Source organism: Vreelandella lutescens (genome assembly GCF_014640815.1).
Lineage (GTDB): Bacteria > Pseudomonadota > Gammaproteobacteria > Pseudomonadales > Halomonadaceae > Vreelandella > Vreelandella lutescens.
Window position 1 is genome coordinate 910,475 of record NZ_BMHM01000001.1, and the last position, 22,563, is coordinate 933,037.

At 53.6% G+C, this 22,563-nt stretch carries 21 protein-coding genes; 15 read left to right on the forward strand and 6 right to left on the reverse strand.

Annotated elements, in window-relative coordinates; all coding sequences use genetic code 11:
* Positions 1–90 precede the first annotated feature (90 nt).
* The 9 genes from IEW65_RS04215 to IEW65_RS04255 all read left to right on the forward strand — a co-directional run bounded on the left by IEW65_RS04215 (position 91) and on the right by IEW65_RS04255 (position 10,127).
* Positions 91–1,284: a multidrug effflux MFS transporter gene (locus tag IEW65_RS04215; RefSeq protein WP_188638232.1), complete on the forward strand. Its 1,194-nt coding sequence runs from the start codon at positions 91–93 to the stop codon at positions 1,282–1,284.
* Complete coding sequence (locus tag IEW65_RS04220; RefSeq protein WP_188638233.1) at positions 1,284–2,015, forward strand: sulfite exporter TauE/SafE family protein; 732 nt, start codon at positions 1,284–1,286, stop codon at positions 2,013–2,015. Before IEW65_RS04215 ends, IEW65_RS04220 begins: the two co-directional genes overlap by 1 nt.
* 117 nt (positions 2,016–2,132) lie before the next feature.
* Positions 2,133–3,146: a substrate-binding domain-containing protein gene (locus tag IEW65_RS04225; protein WP_188638234.1), complete on the forward strand. Its 1,014-nt coding sequence runs from the start codon at positions 2,133–2,135 to the stop codon at positions 3,144–3,146.
* Between the two features lie 152 nt (positions 3,147–3,298).
* On the forward strand, positions 3,299–4,549 hold the full coding sequence (gene pstC / locus IEW65_RS04230; protein ID WP_188638281.1) for a phosphate ABC transporter permease subunit PstC: 1,251 nt from the start codon (positions 3,299–3,301) through the stop codon (positions 4,547–4,549).
* A gap of 18 nt (positions 4,550–4,567) precedes the next feature.
* Positions 4,568–5,737 carry a phosphate ABC transporter permease PstA gene (gene pstA, locus IEW65_RS04235; protein WP_188638235.1) on the forward strand — a complete coding sequence of 390 codons (1,170 nt, stop codon included), beginning with the start codon at positions 4,568–4,570 and terminating at the stop codon, positions 5,735–5,737.
* Positions 5,738–5,782: 45 nt separating this feature from the next.
* Positions 5,783–6,601, forward strand: coding sequence for a phosphate ABC transporter ATP-binding protein PstB (pstB, locus tag IEW65_RS04240; protein WP_188638282.1), 819 nt, complete (start codon positions 5,783–5,785; stop codon positions 6,599–6,601).
* 127 nt (positions 6,602–6,728) lie between these two features.
* The gene (locus IEW65_RS04245) at positions 6,729–7,760 is read left to right on the forward strand and encodes an ArsJ-associated glyceraldehyde-3-phosphate dehydrogenase (RefSeq protein ID WP_188638236.1); all 1,032 of its coding nucleotides are present in this window, start codon (positions 6,729–6,731) and stop codon (positions 7,758–7,760) included.
* 49 nt (positions 7,761–7,809) lie between these two features.
* Positions 7,810–8,976: an organoarsenical effux MFS transporter ArsJ gene (gene arsJ, locus IEW65_RS04250; protein WP_229755474.1), complete on the forward strand. Its 1,167-nt coding sequence runs from the start codon at positions 7,810–7,812 to the stop codon at positions 8,974–8,976.
* Positions 8,973–10,127, forward strand: a complete 1,155-nt coding sequence (locus IEW65_RS04255; RefSeq protein ID WP_188638237.1) for an MFS transporter — start codon at positions 8,973–8,975, stop codon at positions 10,125–10,127. Before arsJ ends, IEW65_RS04255 begins: the two co-directional genes overlap by 4 nt.
* Here the strand turns inward: IEW65_RS04255 and IEW65_RS04260 are convergent.
* The 5 genes from IEW65_RS04260 to arsH are packed head-to-tail and all read right to left on the reverse strand — an operon-like array spanning position 10,092 to position 13,298.
* On the reverse strand, positions 10,092–10,409 hold the full coding sequence (locus IEW65_RS04260) for a CC/Se motif family (seleno)protein (RefSeq protein WP_229755459.1): 318 nt from the start codon (positions 10,407–10,409) through the stop codon (positions 10,092–10,094). The two genes, IEW65_RS04255 and IEW65_RS04260, sit on opposite strands and share 36 nt — an antisense overlap.
* Positions 10,410–10,423: 14 nt before the next feature.
* A complete protein-coding gene (arsC, locus tag IEW65_RS04265; RefSeq protein WP_188638238.1) occupies positions 10,424–10,831 on the reverse strand; it encodes an arsenate reductase (glutaredoxin) in 408 nt (135 codons plus the stop codon).
* Positions 10,831–11,484, reverse strand: coding sequence for an NADPH-dependent FMN reductase (locus IEW65_RS04270; RefSeq protein WP_188638239.1), 654 nt, complete (start codon positions 11,482–11,484; stop codon positions 10,831–10,833). Before IEW65_RS04270 ends, arsC begins: the two co-directional genes overlap by 1 nt.
* Before the next feature lie 12 nt (positions 11,485–11,496).
* Entirely contained in the window at positions 11,497–12,564 is a 1,068-nt protein-coding gene (gene arsB, locus IEW65_RS04275) for an ACR3 family arsenite efflux transporter (protein WP_188638240.1), read from the reverse strand.
* 14 nt (positions 12,565–12,578) lie between these two features.
* On the reverse strand, positions 12,579–13,298 hold the full coding sequence (arsH, locus tag IEW65_RS04280; RefSeq protein WP_188638241.1) for an arsenical resistance protein ArsH: 720 nt from the start codon (positions 13,296–13,298) through the stop codon (positions 12,579–12,581).
* 147 nt (positions 13,299–13,445) lie between these two features.
* Here arsH and IEW65_RS04285 point away from each other — a divergent pair, with 147 nt between their 5' ends.
* Together IEW65_RS04285 and IEW65_RS04290 are read left to right on the forward strand one after the other, a co-directional pair.
* Complete coding sequence (locus IEW65_RS04285; RefSeq protein WP_188638242.1) at positions 13,446–13,856, forward strand: arsenate reductase ArsC; 411 nt, start codon at positions 13,446–13,448, stop codon at positions 13,854–13,856.
* Between the two features lie 26 nt (positions 13,857–13,882).
* Complete coding sequence (locus IEW65_RS04290) at positions 13,883–15,562, forward strand: methyl-accepting chemotaxis protein (RefSeq protein ID WP_188638243.1); 1,680 nt, start codon at positions 13,883–13,885, stop codon at positions 15,560–15,562.
* A 36-nt stretch (positions 15,563–15,598) separates the two neighbouring features.
* Here the strand turns inward: IEW65_RS04290 and IEW65_RS04295 are convergent, their stop codons facing one another.
* Positions 15,599–16,786 carry an acetyl-CoA C-acyltransferase gene (locus IEW65_RS04295; protein WP_188638244.1) on the reverse strand — a complete coding sequence of 396 codons (1,188 nt, stop codon included), beginning with the start codon at positions 16,784–16,786 and terminating at the stop codon, positions 15,599–15,601.
* A 127-nt stretch (positions 16,787–16,913) separates the two neighbouring features.
* Here IEW65_RS04295 and IEW65_RS04300 point away from each other — a divergent pair, with 127 nt between their 5' ends.
* The 4 genes from IEW65_RS04300 to IEW65_RS04315 all read left to right on the forward strand — a co-directional run bounded on the left by IEW65_RS04300 (position 16,914) and on the right by IEW65_RS04315 (position 22,162).
* A complete protein-coding gene (locus IEW65_RS04300) occupies positions 16,914–17,477 on the forward strand; it encodes a TetR/AcrR family transcriptional regulator (protein ID WP_188638245.1) in 564 nt (187 codons plus the stop codon).
* A 195-nt stretch (positions 17,478–17,672) separates the two neighbouring features.
* A complete protein-coding gene (locus IEW65_RS04305; protein ID WP_188638246.1) occupies positions 17,673–19,343 on the forward strand; it encodes an AMP-binding protein in 1,671 nt (556 codons plus the stop codon).
* A 17-nt stretch (positions 19,344–19,360) separates the two neighbouring features.
* Positions 19,361–20,128 carry an SDR family NAD(P)-dependent oxidoreductase gene (locus IEW65_RS04310; RefSeq protein WP_188638247.1) on the forward strand — a complete coding sequence of 256 codons (768 nt, stop codon included), beginning with the start codon at positions 19,361–19,363 and terminating at the stop codon, positions 20,126–20,128.
* Between the two features lie 228 nt (positions 20,129–20,356).
* A complete protein-coding gene (locus IEW65_RS04315; RefSeq protein WP_188638248.1) occupies positions 20,357–22,162 on the forward strand; it encodes an acyl-CoA dehydrogenase C-terminal domain-containing protein in 1,806 nt (601 codons plus the stop codon).
* Positions 22,163–22,563 lie beyond the last annotated feature (401 nt).

Genomic DNA, 22,563 nt, shown 5'->3' on the forward strand with positions numbered 1-22,563 from the left:
ACCGACAAATGAATTGAAATCGATTATGATTAGCGGCCTATCTTTTAGGCGGTGCATGCCGCTCTTTCTACGCCCGTTTCAAGGAGACTCATGAAACTTAACCCTCGTCGGGTGGCGTTGTTGGTAGCCGCCAACACGGCACTTGCACCTTTTGCGATAGATGCTTATTTGCCCGCCATTGGCATACTGGCCGAGAGTATTAACGCTAGCATTCACCACACTGAACTCTCGATTAGCATGTTCTTGTTTGGGTTTGCGCTGGGCCAGCTCTGTTTTGGTCCGCTCTCGGACCGGGTGGGGCGGAAGCCGGTACTGCTGAGTGGCTTAGTGGTGTTTATGCTAGCCAGTCTGGCGATCACCACTGCTGATAGCTTAACGTCATTACTGGTCTGGCGATTTGTTCAAGCATTAGGCGGCGGTGCCTGTGTGGTGAATTCGGCGGCCATCGTGCGCGACTGCTTTAGTGGGCGTGAAGCTGCCAGAGTGATGTCCACGATGGCGATGATTATGATGCTGGCTCCCTTGGTAGCACCTGCAGTGGGCAGCCTGCTGCTACACATTGCTGGCTGGTGGCTGATTTTTGTTTTTCTGGCGGTTTATGCTGGATTCTTACTTTGGTTATTAGGCACGCGCTTACCAGAAACGCGCGACACAAGCCTGCCTGCCGCGTCTCCTCGGCAAGTGATCCGCAACTACGCCAGCGTGCTGCGCCATAAGGAAGGAATGGGCTATATCTGTGCGGTGGCGGCTTCGTTTGCCGGGCTATTTGCCTTCGTCACCGCCTCACCGTTTTTATATTTGGACTATTACTCGCTCTCACCTGGCGTCTACCCTTTGGTCTTTGGGGTTAACGTGGTAGTGATTGCGCTTTCCAATCGCATCAATATTCACCTGCTGCGTAAGCGCTCACCGCAGCAGAATTTGCGTTTAGGATTGACCATACAGTTAGTGGCTGCGCTGGGGCTTGTGCTCGCTACGGCCCTTAACGTGGCATCGCTTTATGTTGTGGTACCGCTGGTGATGATGTTCACCGGGATGATTGGTCTGATCACGCCCAATGCTATCTCATCGCTACTGGATTATTTTGGTCATATCAGTGCCACGGCAACCGCACTACTGGGTGGCATACAGTTTAGCTGTGGCGCGTTGGCAGGCGTTCTGGTGGGGCTGTTCCAAGTAGAGCACTTATGGCCCATGGTGCTGACCATGCTAGGTGCTGCTCTGCTGGGCAATATCGGCGTCAGGGTGTTGACGCAAGCCCCGAGGGTGGATGAAGCGTTGTAATGGATAACCTGCCGCAGTGGTTAGAGATGCCCTTGGAGAGTTGGCTAGCCTGCTCAGCCATATTGCTACTCGGTGCCTTTGTGCAGCGGGCCACTGGTTTCGGCTTGGCGGTGGTTGGCGCACCACTATTGCTGATGATTGAGCCCCGGTTGGTGCCGGTGATTCTTGTGCTTTTCGGATTTACTGTGTCCCTCATGATGGTGCGCCGTTATTGGCATGAGGTGAGGTTAAAAGAAATTGGCGTTGCTTTGATTGGCCGTTTACCGGGTAACGGGCTAGGTATTTGGCTGTTGATGGCAGCGCCGATGGTTGTGCTGGAAAAGTTAATTGCCGCCATCGTGCTGTTTGCCGTACTGGTTACGCTGTGCCGCTTTGAGCTGCCGGTGAACCGTGTCACGCTATTTGTGGCGGGTATTCTCTCCGGTATTTTTGGAACGGTGGCCGCTATCGGCGGGCCGCCCATCGTGCTACTCATGCACGGTTTCTCACCTGACCGAATGCGTGGCAACCTAGCGGCCTTTTTTGTCCTGACCTCGCTGTTAACCCTTCTGACGCTGGCGTTGGCAGGGCAGATCAGCGTTTGGCACTTTAAGCTTGCGCTCACCTTTTTGCCTGCCGTTTTAATTGGTAATGCGCTGGCCGATGCCATTGCCCATCGGCTAGATAAACAGCTCTTGCAGCGACTCTCTCTTGGGTTGTGTACTCTTGCAGCGCTGGGGCTGCTGCTGTAGTCATCAATTTCTTTTAAAAAATTGACGCGTTTTTGTGGATGTCATAAAGATGTCATCGAAGCGGTGCAAAGTATGTCTTGCGAAGGCCAGAACCTTACATCGACAGGAGTAACTCGCATGAACCGTATTCTAAAAACCACTGTTTTAGCAGCAGCTGTAATGAGCGTTGCAGGTGTAGCGCAGGCTCGTGAGCAGATCAATATTGTTGGTTCTAGCACGGTCTATCCGTTCGCTAGCTTCGTGGCTGAAGAGTTTGGTGCAACGACTAACTACCCAACGCCTGTGATCGAGTCAACAGGTTCTGGCGGCGGTATCCGTCTGTTCTGTAATGGCGTTGGCGCTGGTACGCCGGATATTTCCAATGCTTCTCGTCGTATTCATGCTTCTGAGCTTGAGCGCTGCATTGAAAATGGCGTGACTGATGTTACTGAAGTGTACATCGGTAGCGATGGTATTGCTTTTGCGCAATCCAATGAAAATGACGCAATGCCTGTAACGCTTGAGCAAATTTTCCTGGCCGTCGCTGCGCAGGTACCTGTTGACGGTGAGTTGGTTGACAACCCCTACACTAACTGGAGCCAGATCGACGCCAGTTTGCCTGATCGCGATATCGTTATCGTTGGTCCGCCCACAACTTCTGGTACTCGTGATGCGTTTGAAGAATTGGTGCTCGAAGCTGCTTCTGAGGAATTTGAAGAGTACGGCGGTGAGGCCTATTCAGACGTTCGTACCGACGGTGGCTGGATTGACGGCGGCGAGAACGACAACCTGATCGTTCAGCGTCTGACTCAAGATCGCACTGCATTTGGCATCTTCGGCTTCTCTTTCCTTGAAGAAAATGATGATGTTTTGATTGGTTCAACCATTGATGGTGTTGAGGCAACTCCAGAGACTATCGCAAGCTTTGATTACCCCGTTGCTCGCTCAATGTTCTTCTACATCAAAAACCAGCACGCTGAAGAAGTGCCGGTAATGTATGACTACGCTGAGATGTTTGTCTCCGAGATGATGATTGGCGAAGATGGTCTGCTCAAAGATATCGGCCTGATCCTGCCGACTGCTGATGCGCTTGAGCGTGTACAGGCTGACTTGGCTGACCGCAAGCAGCTGACCGTTGAAGACCTGATGTAATTAGGCGTGTATCAAGAAAACCGGCGCACACTGCGCCGGTTTTTCTTTTTATGCCAATTCAATGTATGCCTTCGTGTATTTGTCATATTAGTGTCATGTTTTTCCTTCAACATGCCGGTCGTAGATTCATTGTCTAACCAGAGACACCTATGATGCAGACTAACCAGCTATTTTTGATTTTTTGCAGCGTGCTATTGCTATTAGGGCTTGTGGCCTTCTTTGTAGCACGGCGGAAGGCAACGCAGGTGCGATCATCCGGTATCGCAATGTATTCTCAGCCTGATCAGTACGCATGGTTTGCAGTGATTGCCACGGCAGGCCCTGCGATTGTGCTCAGTGCTGTTGGTGCATTTGTCATGTTGCTGATAGGTGCTGAAATACCCACGTTTTCTCTTTTGCTGGTCAGTCTCGTTTTAGCGGCGGTAGGATTGGCAGTAGGCATGCTATTGGTGCGTTCAAACTTCCACGCACGACAAGCCATTGAGAGAACCATACGTTGGATACTCGCTTCTGCCGCAGCTATTTCCATTTTAACCACACTCGGTATCCTCATTTCGATCATCGGTGAGGCACTGAATTTCTTCCAGATGCACAGCTTTTGGGATTTTATTACGGGCACCACCTGGGCTCCAGGTAACAGCTTTTTAGCAGCTGCTGGGCGTGGTGATGGTAGTGGAGCCCAGTTTGGTTCCGTGCCTTTGTTTGCTGGTACTTTCATGATTACGGCCATTGCGTTGTCAGTGGCGGTGCCAATTGGTCTTCTGTCCGCTATCTATATGGGTGAGTATGCACCCAGTAAGGTACGTGCGGTGGCGAAGCCGATGCTAGAGATTTTGGCTGGTATTCCTACCGTGGTATACGGGTTCTTTGCCGCTATCACCGTCGCCCCTTTTATTGTTCGTGTTGCAGAGACCGTCGGGGTGAGTGCTTCCTTTAACAACGCCTTAGCCCCTGGAATCGTCATGGGCATCATGATTATCCCATTTATTTCATCTCTTTCTGACGATGTGATTAATGCGGTTCCCGATAGTATGCGACAGGGTTCGCTTGCGCTGGGAATGACCAAAGGCGAGACCATTCGTGATGTCGTTATACCTGCTGCCTTACCCGGTATTATTTCTGCGGCGCTGTTGGGTATGTCGAGAGCCTTAGGCGAAACCATGATTGTGGTGATGGCAGCGGGCATGCGTCCAAACTTGACGATTAATCCGTTAGAAGAAATGACGACCGTCACGGTACGTATCGTTGCAGCCATGACCGGTGACTTAGAGTTTGAGAGTGCGGAAACGCTTTCTGCGTTTGCTCTTGGGCTAGTGTTGTTTGTGGTAACGCTATCTCTAAATCTTGTATCGGTGCTCATGATCCGCCGTTTCCGCGAAAAATATCGCGTCAATAATCTGTAACGCTTGAGGTATTAATCAATGAGTGATTCATTTGACCAGATCAGTCAGCAGCTCAAGCGTAGACACCGTAAATCTGCGCGGTTGAAATATTTTTCAATGGGTGCGTTGGGATTGGCAGCGATGTTTTTGCTGATCTTCTTCGCCGACATGCTTAATAAAGGGCTGCCTGCATTCAAACAGGCAATGGTAAATGTTGAAGTTAATTATAGTGAAGAGGCTTCGCGCTCAGGACGAGCAGCCATTGATAGAGATTTATCCAGCATCGTAAGCCGAAGCGTCGTACGTGTTATTCCTCTGGAAATGCGCAATGACCCGTCGTTGTTGGGTACTACGCAAACACGTTGGGTATTGGCAAGTGCTGAAGTCGACCAATATCTGAAGGGTAACCGTGCTCGTCGGTTAGATGCTGATGATATGGCAAGAATCGATAGCCTAGTCGCCAGTGGCCAAATTGAGATGCGCTTTAACTCCGGCTTCTTCTCTCGGGGTGACTCTAAGATGGCCGAACTTGCCGGTATCATGTCGGCGGTGGTGGGTACGGTGATGACAATGATTGTCACACTAGCGATTGCCTTTCCAATTGGTGTAATGACCGCTATTTATCTGGAAGAGTTTGCACCTGATAATCGCTTAACTCAGCTCATCGAAATTAATATCAATAACTTGGCGGCCATTCCGTCCATCTTGTTTGGCTTGCTGGGCTTAGCGATTTTCATTAATTTCTTTGGCGTGCCGCGATCCTCCCCTTTGGTAGGGGGTATGACGCTTGCCCTGATGACGCTTCCAGTGATTATCATATCCACGCGTACTGCATTGCGAAGTGTTCCTGAATCAATACGTCACGCGGCGTTTGGCGTGGGCTGTTCACGCTGGCAGGTAGTGAAAGATCATGTATTACCGCTGGCGATGCCCGGCATCATGACAGGTTCCATTATTGGCTTGGCCCAGGCAATGGGGGAAACCGCTCCGCTCATTATTGTAGGTATGGTGGCGTTTATTCCTGATGTAACGGCTTCCTTCACCGAAGCGGCCACGGTGATGCCGGCTCAGGTATTCACTTGGTCAGGTGAACCAGATCGTGCCTTTGTCGAAAAAACAGCAGGTGGCATTCTGGTTTTATTAGCTGTCCTGATCTCGCTAAATGCATCCGCAGTGTTACTGCGTAAGAAATTTGAACGTCGCTGGTAAGCCCGTTACCTAAAGGAATTTATTATGAGTGCTAAAATGCCCGAAATGACTTATCAGTCGAATCCGGAAATTGGCCAGCCCTATACCCGTAATGAGATGGCATGCCACGACCTGAGTATTCGTGTTCGTGACCTCAACCTGTGGTACGGCAAGAGCCAAGCGTTAAAAGGGTTGAATATCGACCTGTTCCAGAAAAATGTGACCGCGCTGATTGGCCCCTCGGGGTGCGGTAAATCTACATTTTTGCGCTGTTTGAATCGCATGAATGACCTGATCCCAAGCGTGCGTATTGAGGGGTTGGTAGAGATGGATGGCCGTGATGTTAACGCTTCAAAGATGGATGAAGTGGCGTTGCGTCGTCGGGTTGGAATGGTGTTCCAGAAGCCTAACCCGTTCCCTAAATCTATCTATGAAAACATTGCTTATGCACCGCGTATGCACGATTTGGTCAGCCGTAAAGCAGATCAAGACGAGCTGGTCGAGAAAGCACTGCGCGATGCGGGCTTGTGGAACGAGGTAAAAGATAAGCTTCAGGAACCAGGTACTTCCCTCTCTGGCGGTCAGCAGCAGCGTTTGTGTATTGCACGAGCGATTGCGGTTCAGCCTGACGTCATTTTGATGGATGAACCGACGTCAGCTCTGGATCCAATCTCCACGGCGACCATTGAAGACTTGATGGATAAGCTGAAAGAGAAGTTCACCATTGTGACTGTGACGCACAACATGCAGCAGGCGGCGCGCGTAGCGGACTACACGGCCTTCTTTCACCTGGGGGAAATCATTGAGTACAACGACACGAAAGTGATGTTCTCGACCCCGGCACAGAAGAAAACCGAAGACTATATCTCTGGCCGTTACGGCTAAATAGATGGCTGCTTTTAGGCTCGCTACCGTAGGGAGCCTTCAAGCAGCGTTTTTTTATCTGCCAATATATGATTTTTCGTATATAAGCGGTAGGCTTTGGCCTTATTGCATATTTGGAGGTACTCCTATGTCACTTCGCGTCGGTATTAATGGATTTGGTCGTATTGGTCGTTTGGCACTGCGCAGCCTTTGGCCGCAGGTGGCGGCAGGCGAGGTGACGCTGGTGCGTATCAACGATCCCGGTGGTGATGCCGCCACCTTTGCGCACTTGCTGGAGTTTGATTCTGTCCACGGCCAATGGACGCCAGGGCAGGGCATCTCTTCACGTCAAGATGCCATTGTCATGGATGGTCATGAGGTGGCGTTTAGTGCTCATAAGACGATTGCGGAAAGCGATTGGTCTGGCTGTGATGTGGTCATCGAGTGCTCTGGCAAAATGAAGAGCACTGACAAGCTGCAGGCATACCTAGATCAAGGCGTCGGGCGCGTGGTAGTGAGTGCGCCGGTGAAAGAAGAAGGCGTGCTGAACGTCGTGGTGGGGGTGAATGATCACCTGTATGAGCCTGCCAAACATCGTATTGTCACGGCGGCGAGCTGCACCACCAACTGTTTAGCGCCGGTGGTCAAAGTGATTCTTGAGCACTTTGGGATACGTCACGGCTCAATGACGACGGTGCATGATATTACCAATACCCAAACTATTTTGGATGCACCGCATAAGGATCTGCGCCGGGCGCGTGCCTGCGGTATGAGCCTGATCCCGACTACCACGGGCTCGGCTAAAGCGATCACCGCAATTTTTCCTGAGTTGGAAGGTAAGCTAAACGGCCACGCGATTCGTGTGCCGCTAGCCAACGCATCGCTTACCGATATGGTGTTCGAACTGGAGCGAGAAGTCACCGTTGAGGAAGTGAATCAAGCGCTAAAAGCCGCTGCCGATGGCCCGCTGAAAGGCATTCTGGGCTATGAAGAGCGCCCGTTGGTGTCCATCGACTATCGCACCGACCCACGCAGCTCGATTATTGATGCTCTTTCTACCATGGTGGTGAACGGAACGCAGTTGAAGCTCTACGCCTGGTACGACAACGAGTGGGGGTATGCAAATCGTACCGCTGAGTTGGCCCGCATGGTCGGTGGGGAGCCCGTTGGTCGTGGCTGAGTCGCTGCTGGGTAAGTTAAGGGTGCTACCGTTCGAGGTGCGCCAGTATATGCTGATTACCGGCAATTACTGGGCGTTTACCGTTACGGACGGCGCGCTGCGCATGCTAGTGGTGATGTACTTCCACCAGTTGGGGTATTCACCGCTTGAAATCGCCATGCTGTTTCTTTTTTATGAAGCCTTTGGCGTCGTGACCAACTTAGTAGGCGGCTGGTTAGGTGCGCGGCTAGGCTTGAACCGCACCATGAACGTGGGGCTAGGGCTGCAAATTGTGGCGCTTGCTATGCTCATGGTGCCCGCCGGGATGCTGACCGTCGTTTGGGTCATGGCTGCCCAGGCGCTCTCGGGCATTGCCAAAGACCTGAATAAGATGAGCGCCAAAAGCGCTGTTAAAGTGCTGGTGCCTGCTGATAGTGCCAATGCCAATAGCGCTTTGTACCGCTGGATAGCGATGTTAACCGGCTCTAAAAATGCGCTGAAAGGTCTGGGCTTTTTTGTTGGCGGTGTGCTGCTGACGTTGATTGGGTTTCGTGGGGCCGTAGTTGCGATGGCCGTGATGCTGAGTGCCGTGCTGCTGCTATCGCTCTGGCGCTTAAAAGCCGATTTGGGCAAGCAAAAAGTCAAACCCAAGTTCTCCGAGATCTTCTCCAAGTCCCGCGCAATCAACGTACTTTCTGCCGCGCGCTTTTGCTTGTTTGCCTCTCGCGACGTGTGGTTTGTCGTGGCGCTGCCGGTCTTTCTATATGATCAGCATGGTTGGAGCCACTGGACCGTGGGTGGGTTGTTGGCTGCCTGGATTATTGGTTATGGCGGTGTGCAAACCCAAGCACCAAAACTCACCGCGTTACTGAAGGGCGACGCGCGGACGATGACCGCAGGGTGGGCAGCTGCCCTGGCGGTGCTAGCCACTTTGTTAGCGCTACTCCCCCTAGCTCAGGTGGGGTGGTTAGTGGTTGGGCTGCTGGCGTTTGGCGTGCTGTTTGCGGTGAACTCCAGTTGGCACAGTTATTTAATCGTTCACTATGCCCGTGCCGATGGCGTATCGATGGATGTTGGCTTCTACTATATGGCTAATGCCATGGGGCGTTTGGTGGGCACGCTACTGTCTGGTTGGCTCTATATGGCGTATGGTTTGAGTGCTTGCCTGTGGGTGGCGGCAGGATTGGTGGCTGCCAGCGCTATAATGGCGCTGGCCCTGCCTAAGCAGGCGGCATGATTCGTTCGCCCAGCGCTGGTTTAACGCTCACCTTAGGGAGCGCACAAACGCTTGCCTGGGCATCTAGCTACTATCTGCCTGCCATTCTTGCAGCGCCCATTGCCAATGAGATGGGGCTGTCTAGCCGCTGGGTCTTTGGAGCGTTTTCAGCGGCATTGTTGCTGGTCGCGATGCTAGGGCCTAGTGTAGGGCGGTTGATTGATCGCCAAGGCGGCCGCGGTGTACTAATGGCGTCTAACGGCTTGATGGCGCTGGGACTCATCGCGTTAGCGCTATCCCAAGGGGCCGCTTCGCTGGTGTTTGCCTGGCTTGTGATCGGCGTGGGTATGGCGTTTGGATTGTACGATGCGGCCTTTGCCACGCTGAGCCGCCTGTTAGGCAATCAAGCCAGGGCCTCAATTACGGGGGTGACGCTTGTGGCGGGGTTCGCCAGCACCATTGGTTGGCCCATCACTGCCTTCATTGAGAGCGAGTGGAGCTGGCGTGCTGCCTGTGTTAGTTGGGCGTTGGCGCATGTGCTGGTAGGCATACCCTTGAACGCTCGCTTGCCAAAGGCTGAGCGCAACGCAGACGTCAGCGTGTCGAGCCACACTTCTCCCTCTCCTGAGCGCCCTCGTTTCACCATGTTGCTTCTGGCCTACGTATTTGCGGCCGGATGGTTTGTATCTACCGCCATGGCAGCGCATTTACCCTGGCTGTTACAAGAGAGCGGAGTGTCGCTGTCAGTAGCGATTGCTGCGGCTGCCTTAGTGGGTCCAGCCCAAGTCGCTGCGCGAATGGGCGAGTTTGTGCTGTTGCGCCGTTTTCATCCCCTGGTGGCGGGAAGGGTGGCCACCACGCTCCATCCCATAGGGGCCACGCTTTTAACGCTCTTTGGGATGCCTGCTGCCGGGTTTGCGCTACTGCATGGCGCTGGTAACGGCATGATGACGATTGCCTCGGGCACGCTGCCACTTGCGCTGTTTGGTTCCAACGGGTTTGGGCGCAGGCAAGGGCTTATTATGGTGCCTGCACGGACCTTGCAGGCACTGGCACCCCTTCTATTTGGGCTGATGATTGATCAGTGGGGCGCGGGAGCGCTGTGGTTAACGTCGTTGCTCATGTTGGTAGCAACGCTAGTGCTGCTGAGTATCCGCGTGCCCCGAGGCTAACGCAGCACCATCGACAAACAGGCGCTTTAACTTCCACCAGCCTTCTACTCGAAGTCGTAAGCCCTGCTGGGCAAGCTCGGGGGCTATCCACAGCGTCACTTCTTCCGACTGGTGGCATGCAAACGTTGAGATCTCTTTGGGAGTAGACGTCTCAGCGATGGCGATGCGCGCCGTGCCTCCGCAGCAGCCATGACGGGGTGAAAGCCTTACGGTGACCACGCCCCCTTGTTGCTTGATAAAAGCAGCAGCTGTTTCTTCTATTTCAATGACCGGGTCCATCATTTCTTGAGCGCCTCTTATTTGGGCGGGTAGTCAACACGCTCGCCATCCTCTTTCACAAAGTGTGCCACTGGCCGCTCCAGCAGCGCCAACACCTGTTCGGAAGGTCGACAGAGTTTTGAGCCTTTAGGCGTAATGACGATAGGGCGGTTGATCAGAATGGGATGGACCATCATGGCGTCGATAAGCTGATCATCGCTTAACGTAGGATCATCCAATGTGAGCTCATCGTAAGGCGTGCCTTTGTGGCGCAGCAGCGCTCGCGGCGGCAGCTTCATCATCGCCAGCAGCTCTATCAAGCGCTCTCGGCTGGGCGGCGTTTCCAGGTAGTGGATCACGTCAGGATCTTCCCCTGATGATTTGATCATGGTCAGCGTGTTGCGCGATGTGCCACAGTTTGGGTTGTGGTAGATAGTGATTGACATTACGGGGCGTCACGTTGAGAGGGGGTTTGGTTAATGGCTGGCGATAGGGTAGTGGGATCTTGCTCGGCCTTGTGCGCTTTCGCGGCGTTTGCCCACCATGTCAACTGTGCTAGCGTCCGGCCAAAATAGCTTTCCCAGCGCTCTTGCTCTGCACGAAATTGCCCATCGCTATCGAGGGCTTCATGAGCCTTTGGGATATGTATCATCGCTGAAACAGGCAAGCAGCCCAACTCAGATAGAAACGAGCGCATATTCACGGCAGCGCGGGTGCCACCCCACTGGCCCATGGAGTAGGTGACGATGGCGCTGGGTTTAAACGCAAATAGCGACGCGCCAAAGTGATTCAGTAAATGACTCAGTGCTGGGCTCATGGCGTGATTGTATTCCGGGCTCACCATCACGTAGCCATCTGCTTGGCCAATTTTCTTTGCCAGGGCATCTAAATCATCCGGTACGGTGGAGGCAGAGTAGGCAAAATGCGGTTTAAACGGGCCGCTGAGATTGAGAGAGAGCGGGTCAATAATCTCCGCCGTCGTATCGCGCTGTGCGCTGAGTAACTGCCAGCACGCTTTGGTTACCCGCTCGCCCAGGCGTGCGGGCGCGGGAGGCGTTGACGTTCTGGTGGAGCCGAGAAAAATCAAATAGTGCGCCATCGAGCAGACTCCTTAGGCATGAGTAGGGAAATGCTGGCGCGTGTTATTGGCAATGCGCACTAGGGCCAGCATCAGCGGTACCTCTACCAATACACCCACCACCGTTGCTAGAGCAGCACCCGACTGCAGGCCGAACAGCGCAATGGCGGCCGCCACGGCAAGCTCAAAAAAGTTGCTGGCACCAATCATCGCCCCAGGTGCAGCAATATTGTGCGGTACGCGCCACGCTTTCGCCCAACCATAGGCGATAAAGAAGATCAAAAACGTCTGTAGAATCAGCGGAATGGCGATAAGCACAATATGCAGTGGATTGTTTAGAATGACATCGCCCTGAAACGCGAAAAGCAGTACCAGAGTAATGATCAGCCCTATGGGAGTGATCGGGCCTATGCGCTTCATAAAGACATTGTCATACCACTGGGCACCGCGCTTGGCGATAAGGATTTTGCGCGTGAAGTAACCCGCCGCCAGGGGAATGACGATGTAGAGCACTACTGAGAGTAGCACCGTATCCCAGGGTACCTGAATATTTGAAATACCCAGCAGCAAGACCACGATCGGCGCAAAAGCGAACAGCATGATCAGGTCGTTGAGCGCCACTTGTACCAGCGTGTAGGCTGCGTCGCCACGGGTCAGGTAGCTCCAGACGAAGACCATCGCCGTGCAGGGCGCAGCGCCCAGTAGAATGGCTCCTGCAAGGTACTGGCTGGCCAGCGCATCAGGGATCCAAGGTTTAAAAATCACCATAAAAAATAGCCATGCCAGGCCAAACATGGTGAAGGGTTTGATGAGCCAGTTCACCGTGGTGGTGATGGCCAGCCCTTTTGGTTGGCGACGGACGCCTGCAATGGCACTAAAGTCAATTTGCGCCATCATGGGGAAAATCATCGCCCAGATGAGTACAGCAATAGGGATTGATACCTGCGCGTATTCAAAGCGTGATAGGGCTTCGGGGACAGCAGGTGCCCACTGCCCGAGTGAAATACCTGCCACAATCGCAGCGGCGACCCAAAGCGAGAGATAGCGCTCAAAAAGCCCCATGTCGGCACTGCTGGGGGCTGCCTTTTCCTGATGTGACATGGCTCGCTCCTTGATTAGATGGCGCGCTGGTTAACGCGCTTAGAAAGCTCTTCGGCGCTCTCTTTGCGCTCTGAGTATCGGTCGGTGAGCAGCTCGCTTCGCTCTCGCACCAGCAGAGTGAATTTCACCAGCTCTTCCATGACGTCCACGATGCGATCATAAAACGGCGATGGCTTCATGCGGTCGTTGTCATCGAACTCCATAAAGGCTTTGGGCACGGAAGATTGGTTAGGGATGGTTACCATGCGCATCCAACGCCCCAAAATGCGCAGCTGGTTCACTGTGTTAAATGATTGTGAGCCTCCGCAGACCTGCATCACAGCTAGGGTTTTGCCTTGAGTGGGGCGTATGCCGCCTAGCGCCAGGGGAATCCAGTCGATTTGTGCTTTCATAATGCCTGTCATCGCCCCGTGGCGCTCTGGCGAGCACCACACCATCCCGTCTGCCCACTGCGCTAGGGAGCGTAGCTCTTCCACCTTGGGGTGGCTGGCATCTTCAGCATCAGGGAGCGGCAGGCCGCGCGGGTTGAAAATGCGTGTTTCGGCGCCCATCGCATCCAGTAGGCGGGCCGCTTCTTCTACCGCTAAGCGGCTAAATGATCGCTCGCGTAGCGATCCATACAGCAGCAGCACTTTGGGTGCCGGTTGCGAGGAGGAGGGCAGCCCCAATGATTCGAGGCTAGGAGCTTGGAAGAGCTCAGGGTCGAGATTGGGTAAATCCGCAAGCAGTGCCATGGGGGCTCCTTGGTAAAAACAACCATAGATGGCTTTCATGATATATGTTTTTTCGTATATTTCTAGCCGACTGCCTGAGTTGCAATATCTCCGTCATCATCTGGGCGTATGGTGGCGATGTAAAATTAAATAAGAGGTTGTTGAATTATGTCGAAGCGTCGCGTGCTCTTTCTCTGTAATGCCAATTCTGCGCGCTCCCTGATGGGAGAAGTGCTACTTCGCCATATGGCCGGTGATCGCTTCGAATCCTTCAGTGCAGGCTCGGCACCCGATGAGCCCCATGCGCTCACGCTTGAAGCCTTAAAAAAGCAGGGTCTTTCGACAGATGGGCTGCACAGCAAGTCACTGGATCAATTCGAGAACGATGCCTTCGATGTCGTGATCGTGCTGTGTGACAAAGCCCAGCAGGCGTGCCGGGACTGGCAAGGAAAGGCTGACGAAATCTTATACTGGGACATCCGTGACCCCCGCTTGATCAGTAAGTTAGATGCTTACGAGCAAGCGCTGTTCGAGATTCGCCGCCGCTTACAGCTTTGGTTGCCGCTGCAAAAAAGCTGATCATTCCTATCTCGACGGAGTGCACCATGAAAGTGATCAATAATCTAAGCGTCAAGGCAAGCTGGACGCTGGTACTCGTGACGTTTACTTGCTTAGTGTTAGCCATTGGCGGCTTAGGGCTTTTTGCCAATCAGTTTGGGCGCGATGCATTTACATCGTTGCAGCAACAGGAAATGGCGCAGGTGCGCGAGCTAAACGGTGCTTATACTCAGGTTTTACGTGCCAGAGTGCAGATGAATCGTGCAGCGGAACTCATTCGTACGCCTTCTTTTGATCGTCCTGAACCACTTTTAGAAGAATCGCAGCGTCTTCTTGACTCTGCCATTCGCCGGTTTACGGCGTTTCAGGAGAGACTCGATGCAAATCAGCAAACAGAGCTTTCTGAACAGCTGGCAAATAGCTTTCGCTCGCTAGTAAATAACAATCTCAACCTACAAATGATGATGTTAGAAGAGCGAGACGTGCGCGGTTTTCTATCTGGAGAGTCCCGCGTTGATGATAGTAGTCAACGCTTTGTTGCTGCCGCAGAAGGCTTCTATGACTATTCGGTAGCACGTGGTGCTGGCCTGTTTGAGCGTTTTGAGAAAATTTCATCATTGCTGTTTTTGGGCGTAGTGGGAATGATCATTGTAGCGCTTCTGATGGTAGGTGCGGTGGTGTGGGGAGTGCGCCGTAATGTGCTGCGTCCGTTGCGCGTGATTACCCAACATTTTAAACGCATTGCAAAAGGTGATTTATCGTCTCCTGTAGAAGCCCACGCGAACAACGAAATTGGTCTCCTGTTTAGCGAGCTTGAAAATATGCAGCGCTCGTTAACGACAACCGTGAATCACCTCAATAACAGCAGTCAGCAGGTGTATAGCGACAGTCAAGCGATGGCTACCCAAAGCCAGCGGCTTGCGGGGCAAACCGATTCTCAGATGTCAGCGCTACAGCAAATGGCCGCGAGTCTTGAGCAACTCACCGCAACAGTGAATCAAAATGCTGAGAGCGCGTTGCACGTCAATCGCTCTACTACCGATGTAACCCATAAAGCGCAGCAGGGTGATGAAGTCATCGCTCAGTTTATTGCCACGATGCAGTCGATTAACCAGCACTCTGAAGAGATTCAAAGCATCATCAAAGTGATCGAAAGCATCGCGTTCCAAACCAATATTTTGGCATTGAATGCCTCGGTAGAGGCCGCACGGGCAGGTGAGCATGGGCGTGGTTTTGCTGTGGTGGCTAGCGAAGTGCGCGCGCTAGCCACGCGCAGTGCCGATGCCGCCCACGATATTCGCGCACGTATCGAGGCTTCACGTAAGAGCGTTGAGGAAGGTAGTGAGCTCTCTCATCAGGCCGGTGAGCACACTCGGGCGATCATGCAAGCCGCGACCGAAGTAGAGCACCTAATGGCGCAAATGGCCAAAGCTTCTGAGGAGCAGCGGCGTGGTATTGAAGAGGTCAACGTGGCTGTGACTCAGATTGATGCTACGACGCAAGACGCAATGCGCCTAGTGAACCAAACAGCGCAAAGTGCCGAGGGGTTGACACAAGAAGCGCTGCAGATGCGTGAATATGCGGGGCAATTCCGGATTGCTGAGGAAGCCATTACATCCGATTTAAGTGATGAAGCATCGGAGCAACCCTTGGGGCAATTGGATTGGGAGGCAATGGCAAGTACTGAGTCGCGCGATCTTAAAGAGAATATGCGCGCCTTGGCTTAGTAGCCAAGACGCGTTTTATGGTGCTTGTTTAACGGTTTAGTCCATTAACTCAACAGCAACGGCGGTGGCTTCCCCACCGCCAATACAGAGACTGGCAATACCGCGTTTGCCGCCTTTGGTACGCAGTGCATGGATGAGCGTAGCAATAATGCGTGAGCCGGTGGAGCCAATCGGGTGTCCTTGAGCGCAAGCGCCGCCAAAGACGTTCACTTTTGCGTGCGGCAGGCCAAGGTCGTCCATGGCCATCAGGGTCACGACGGCGAAGGCCTCATTGATCTCGAACAGATCCACATCGTTAACACCCCAGCCAAGTTTTTTCATCAGCTTTTCAATCGCGCCTACAGGGGCGATGGTAAATTCGCTCGGATGACGGGAGTGAGTGGCATGGCCCAGCATTCTGGCCAGCGGTTTGACGCCGTGACGCTGAGCTGCTTCTTGGCTGGCGAGAATCAGGGCCGACGCTCCGTCGGAGATAGAGCTGGCGTTGGCAGCCGTAATGGTGCCATCTTTTGCAAACGCGGGGCGCAGCTGTCTAATCTTATCCAGCTTGGCTTGGAAGGGCTGCTCATCGTAAGAAACAACGGTCTCGCCCTGGCGCGTGGTGACCGTGACAGGGGCCATTTCGGCGTCTAAATCGCCATTGTTGGTGGCGGCCATAGCCCGTTCCAGGGAGGCAATGGCGAAATCATCTAGCCGTTCACGCGTGTAGCCGCGCTCAGTGGCCACATCCTGAGCGAAGACGCCCATGAGTTTGCCAGTTTCAGCATCTTCCAGCCCGTCGAGGAACATGTGGTCTTTGAGCTCGCCATGACCGAGCCGATAGCCACCGCGTGCCTTGGTGAGTACATGGGGCGCATTCGACATGGATTCCATGCCGCCCGCTAACAAGATCTCTCCAGTGCCCGCTTTGATCAAGTCATGCGCCAACATAGTGGCTTTCATGCCTGAGCCACAGAGCTTATTGATGGTCGTTGCACCGTTGGCGTCTGGAATGCCTGCTTGGCGCATCGCTTGGCGTGCAGGGCCTTGTTTGACACCGGCGGGGAGCACGCACCCCATGATGCCCTCTTCAATAGCGGCGGCTTCGATGCCAGCGCGCTCAATGGCGGCGCGGATGGCCACCGCGGCTAATTCGGGTGCGCTCATGCTGGAGAGGCTGCCCATCATGCCCCCCATGGGAGTGCGGGTTGCGGATAAAAAGACGACGTCGGTAGCGCTACTCATTGTCTATCTCCTGATAGATTTTTTGTGATTATCTGGCTGAGTGTTTAGCGATGCGTTGACCCGTTCGCGGGGCTGTGGTCTTCTCCTACGTAACCAAGCAAGCGCTAGTGTAAATGACATGAATGTAATGAATGCATCTCCTCGCCGCAAGGAATTGACGCGCTTAGCCGCTCAGCTATTCGTACAAGAGGGCTTTGATCGCACCACGGTGCGCATGCTGGCCCAGGAAATGGGCATCAAGTCCGGTAGCCTGTTTCATCATTTTAAAGATAAGCAGGAAATTCTGGCGGCGGTCATTGAGGAGGGCACACAAAATGCGCTCAGTATCGCCAAAGCTGCTTTGCAAGCGTGCCCGAATAACGCAGAGGCGCGGCTACATGCCATGGCGAGAGCCCACCTGGAAACGCTGTTTGCCGACCGTAATGCGCATGTGGTGGCGCTATTTGAGTGGCGTCGGTTAGATCCTGCGGCCAGCGCGCATTTAAGTCACTTGCGCGATGCTTACGAAGCGATGTGGGTAGACGTCATAGAGGATGCTCTGTCGGCAGGGCTTATTCATGGTGACCGCTTTCTCGTTTCGCGTTTTATCTTAGGAGCACTGAACTGGACCGTGCGGTGGTATGACCCTAATGGTTCGCGCACGCCAGATGATCTCGCCGATGAGTTGGTCGCGATGATCATGTCGCGTTAAGCCGCTAAGCGGCGATTCTCTTTAGTCGACCAACGTCTAACCCCTTTGCCGCGCTTGCGGCTTGCGCTCTTGGATAAATGCTTTTAGCGTTGGTCTATCGGTAGGCTTCCGTTAACGTAAACGGACAATAATGCCAACACTGCGTGGAATCCTGCCTGCCCGAGTGCTCACGACCAACAACATAAGAGAGCCGTCATGACAGCAACATCAGCGTCACTTCCTCAGTATTCGACATTTCTCGAGAGCTTTTCAGTTGCGAGTGTTGTCGCCGCACTGGATGACCATCAGGATGGTTGTCTAAATGCCTTTGAAGCTTGCTGTGGCCGACACGTGCGCCAAGGGCAGGGCGACGTATTGGCGCTGGTGCATGAAGATACCCAGGGCCAAACCCATACGCTGACCTATGCCGAGCTGGATAAGCAGAGCGGCCAGTTAGCGGGCTGGTTCAAAAGCCAGGGGCTTGGTGAGGGTGACCGGATTGCCTGCATGTTGCCCCGCTCTGTTAATTTGCTGATCACCGTGCTGGCAACGTGGCGCATTGGGGCCGTCTATCAGCCGTTGTTCACTGCCTTTGGGCCGGATGCAGTGGATTACCGGTTAGGGCGAGCCGATACCAAGTTGGTCATTACCGATCATGCCAATCGCTATAAATTTGATGGTTTGAGCCAGTGCCCGCCCGTTTTAGCCGTGGGCGGTGCAACCAGCGAGCATGCCAACGACCTCGATTGGCAGGCTGCATTGACGTATACGTCAATGAGTGAAGCGCCTCCCCGGCTTTCGCCGGATAAGCCGTTTCTACAGATGTTTACTTCCGGCACGGTGGGTAAGCCTAAAGGGGTAGCAGTACCGCTATCGGGAATGACCGCGTTTGCACTCTATATGGAGCTAGCGGTTGACCTTCGTGAAGATGACCGCTTCTGGAATATGGCGGACCCTGGCTGGGCCTATGGCCTCTATTACGCTATTGCTGGGCCGCTCTTACTAGGTGTCACAACCCATTTCTGTGAAGCAGGGTTCAGTGCAGAGGGTGCCTTGGCGTTTATGAAGCGCCATCGCATCACCAATTTTGCAGCGGCACCGACGGCATACCGCCTGATGAAAGCGTCTGGTCTGTTTGATAACGCCCACCAAACCTTAACGCTGCGTGCAGCCAGCTCTGCTGGGGAGCCACTGAATACGGAGGTCGTTACCTGGGTAGAAAAATCGCTAGGCTGCCCTGTGATGGATCATTACGGTCAAACGGAAACCGGGATGACCTGTAACAATCATCACTCCCTTGAACACCCCAAACATGTGGGAGCTATGGGGGTGCCGATGCCGGGCTACCGGCTAGCCATACTGGATGCGGAGTACAACGAGCTGCCACCCGGTGAACCCGGCGTGTTGGCGGTGGATATCAAGAACTCGCCTGCCCACTTTTTCCAAGGCTACACCTGGCAAGAGAAAGATCCCTTCGTCAACGGCTACTATTTAACTGGCGATGTGGTCATTCGTAATGAAGATGGTTCTTTTCAATTTGCAGGCCGAGATGATGACATTATCACCACGGCGGGTTACCGAGTGGGGCCAACGGACGTCGAAAATAGCGTGATGACGCATCCAGCAGTGGCGGAGTCTGCGGCGGTGGGGCAGCCAGACGAGATTCGTGGCGAAGTGATCAAGTCCTATATCGTACTTCGCGATGGTTACGAACCGAGTGATGCCCTGGCCGAAGAAATTCGCCAGCAGGTGCGCGAACGGCTCTCTACTCACGCGTTCCCCAGAGTGATTGAGTTTGTCGATGAGCTACCTAAAACCCCCAGCGGCAAGATTCAGCGCTTTAAGCTGCGTGCCCAAGCAGCAGAGCAAGTTCGCGATAACTCATAATTCATAGGAAGAGCGTCATGCAGATAAAGGATCGTACGTTTTTGATTACCGGGGCTGCCTCGGGTCTTGGGGCGGCAACGGCAGAGCGGCTGGTAGGCGCTGGCGCCAATGTGGTGCTGTGCGATATGAGTGATCGAGTGTCGAACTTAGCAGAACAGCTGGGTGCTCAGGCTAAGGCTTGTGTGGTTGATATCACCTCTGCCGCCGATATGCAGCAGGCGGTGAATACAGCGGTGGCGTTGGGTGGTGAAAGCGGGCTTTCTGGCGTTGTGCACTGTGCAGGTGTGGTGAGCGTCGCCAAACTAGTGGATCGAGACGGTCATCCCGCCGATCTTGATAGCTATTCGCGCACGGTCAATATCAATCTAGTCGGCACCTTTAACGTGATGCGGCTCGCTGCTGCTGCGATGGCTAAAAACCAGCCCGGTGACAGCGGTGAGCGTGGTGTGATTATCAACACGGCCTCTATTGCGGCGTTTGATGGGCAAGTGGGGCAGTGTGCCTACAGTGCTTCTAAAGCGGGGGTTGTGGGAATGAGCTTGCCAGCGGCACGAGAGTTATCCCGCCATGCCATTCGCGTCATGGCGATTGCTCCTGGGGTGTTTGAGACACCAATGATGAGCGAGATTCCTGATGAGGCCGCCCAGGCATTAGCTGCTGCTGTGCCTTTCCCTAAGCGCTTGGGAAAACCTGAAGAGTTTGCGCTGTTAGCAGAGCAAATCATTACCAACCCCATGCTCAATGGGGAGGTGATTCGTTTGGATGGCGGTATACGCATGCAGTAATCCGCTTTAAGCGCACCGCTCTTGGCCAGCCTGCTCATATTTCGAGCAGGCTTTTTTGTATTTAAAAACATGCCCTTGTATTTATGGCGACCAAAGTTGTAGTCGGTTTTTCAGCTTAATTCAAACGACTGCTTGACTGTGCTGTGTGAGCGCGCTAATTTTCAAACATGTGTTTGAAAGCGGTTGGTGAATGCCAGCGCTTTCAGCCCCCTGTTTAGGAGAAGTAACATGCCCAGCTATCAAGCCCCTCTGCGTGACATGCGTTTCGTGATGGACGAAATGTTTGATTACCCAAGCCACTACGCCGCATTACCCAATGGTGAAGATGCCTCGCCAGATGTCGTGAGTGCGATTTTGGAAGAGGGTGGTCGCTTTGCTCGTGAGGTGCTGCTACCTCTCAATCAAAGCGGTGATGAGGAGGGGTGCTTGCTGGAAGGGGGCGAGGTGAAAGCTCCTAAAGGATTTAAAGAAGCCTATCAGCAGTATGTTGAAGGCGGCTGGCCGAGTTTGGCCGCAGATCCTGAGCAGGGTGGTCAAGGCCTTCCTCATTCATTGGCGATGATGCTCTCTGAAATGATCTGCGCCACTAACCTGGCGTGGGGTATGTACCCAGGGTTGTCACACGGCGCGGCGGATGCGCTTCGTCACCACGGCACTGATGAGCAAAAGGCTGCTTATCTTACCAAGCTGGTAGAAGGTGTTTGGACCGGCACCATGTGCTTGACGGAACCGCACTGCGGTACTGACCTTGGTTTGATTAAAACCCGCGCAGTGCCCGCTGAAGGTGATGCTTACCACATTACGGGCACCAAAATTTTTATCTCTGCTGGTGAACACAATTTAGCTGAAAATATCGTGCACCTCGTTTTGGCCAAGCTGCCGGATGCTCCTGAGGGTTCTAAAGGTATTTCGCTATTCGTTGTGCCCAAGTTTTTGCCGGACGCTGTGGGTAACCCTGGTGATCGCAATGGCGTCAGCTGTGGTTCCCTTGAGCACAAAATGGGTATCCATGGTAACGCTACCTGCGTCATGAACTTTGACGGTGCAACGGGCTATCTAGTGGGCGCGCCGAATAAAGGCCTGGCCTGCATGTTCACTATGATGAACGCGGCCCGCCTGGGCGTGGGGATTCAAGGGTTGGGTTTAATGGAAGCGAGCTTCCAGAATTCGTTGAGCTATGCGCGCGACCGCTTACAGATGCGTGGGCTGTCTGGCGTACAAGCGCCCGATAAAGCCGCTGACCCTATTATTGTGCACCCTGATGTACGCCGTATGCTGCTCACTCAAAAAGCTTTCGCCGAAGGCGGCCGCATGCTGGTGCTGTATACCGCTCAGATGCTGGATATTGTTGAGCACGGTGTGCCGGGCGAGGAGAAAGAGCGTGCGGAGACGCTGCTCGGTCTATTAACACCCATCGTCAAAGCCTTCCTGACGGAAGTGGGCTTTGAGTGTACGAATGAAGGCGTGCAGATTTTTGGTGGGCACGGCTTTATTAAAGAGTGGGGCATGGAGCAGTTGGTGCGCGATGCGCGCATCACACGCCTTTATGAAGGCACGACCGGCATTCAAGCGCTTGATCTATTAGGACGCAAAGTGCTGATGAGCCAAGGCGAGTCGCTAAAGGTGTTCACTAAAGAGATTCACAAGTTCTGTAAGTCAGAGGAGAGCAATCCTGCGCTGAAAGAGTTTATTGCGCCGCTGGCTAAGCTGAACGCCGAGTGGGGCGAGCTCACCATGGGCATCGGTATGAAGGCGATGCAGGACCGTGAAGAGGTAGGGGCCGCTAGCGTCGATTATTTGATGTACTCAGGTTACGTGACGGTTGCTTATCTGTTCGCACGTGCTGCCAAGCAGGCCGCTGCCTCGCAGGACGGTGATGATGCCGCTTTCTATCAGGCAAAGTTGAATACAGCGCGGTTTTACTATCAGCGCTTGTTACCGCGTACCAAAGCGCACGCGGCAATGATCCAAGCGGGAGCGGGCAGCTTAATGGCCATCTCAAGCGAAGACTTTGGCTTAGGCTTTGAGATTTAAGCCTAGGCGTTTACCAGGCACTCTCTGGTCAGGGTACTGATCGGTGGTTTGCGGCAGACTTGTCTTTAGACATCGTCTGCCGCTTTTTTTTCAAAACCCTCTTGCCAACCCGGCCGCGAATCCGTAAAGTACGCATCCGCTGCCGGGGACGCCAAGCGTTACCAGCGGTGAATGAGGTTGAAAAACCTCTGGTTTGTCAGGAAGTTAGAGCCGTCTTGTTATAGTTTAAGTCGCTCGCTTCACTCGCTGAAAACAGCGGTTGACAAACACCAGGAAGTGCGTAGAATACGCCTTCCTCGCTGAGGCAACACGGTTCAGGTCATCGAGCCAGCACAGCGAAAACGCTCTTTAACAATTTGATCAGGTAATTCATGTGGGCGCTTGCCGATGAGGGTGATAAA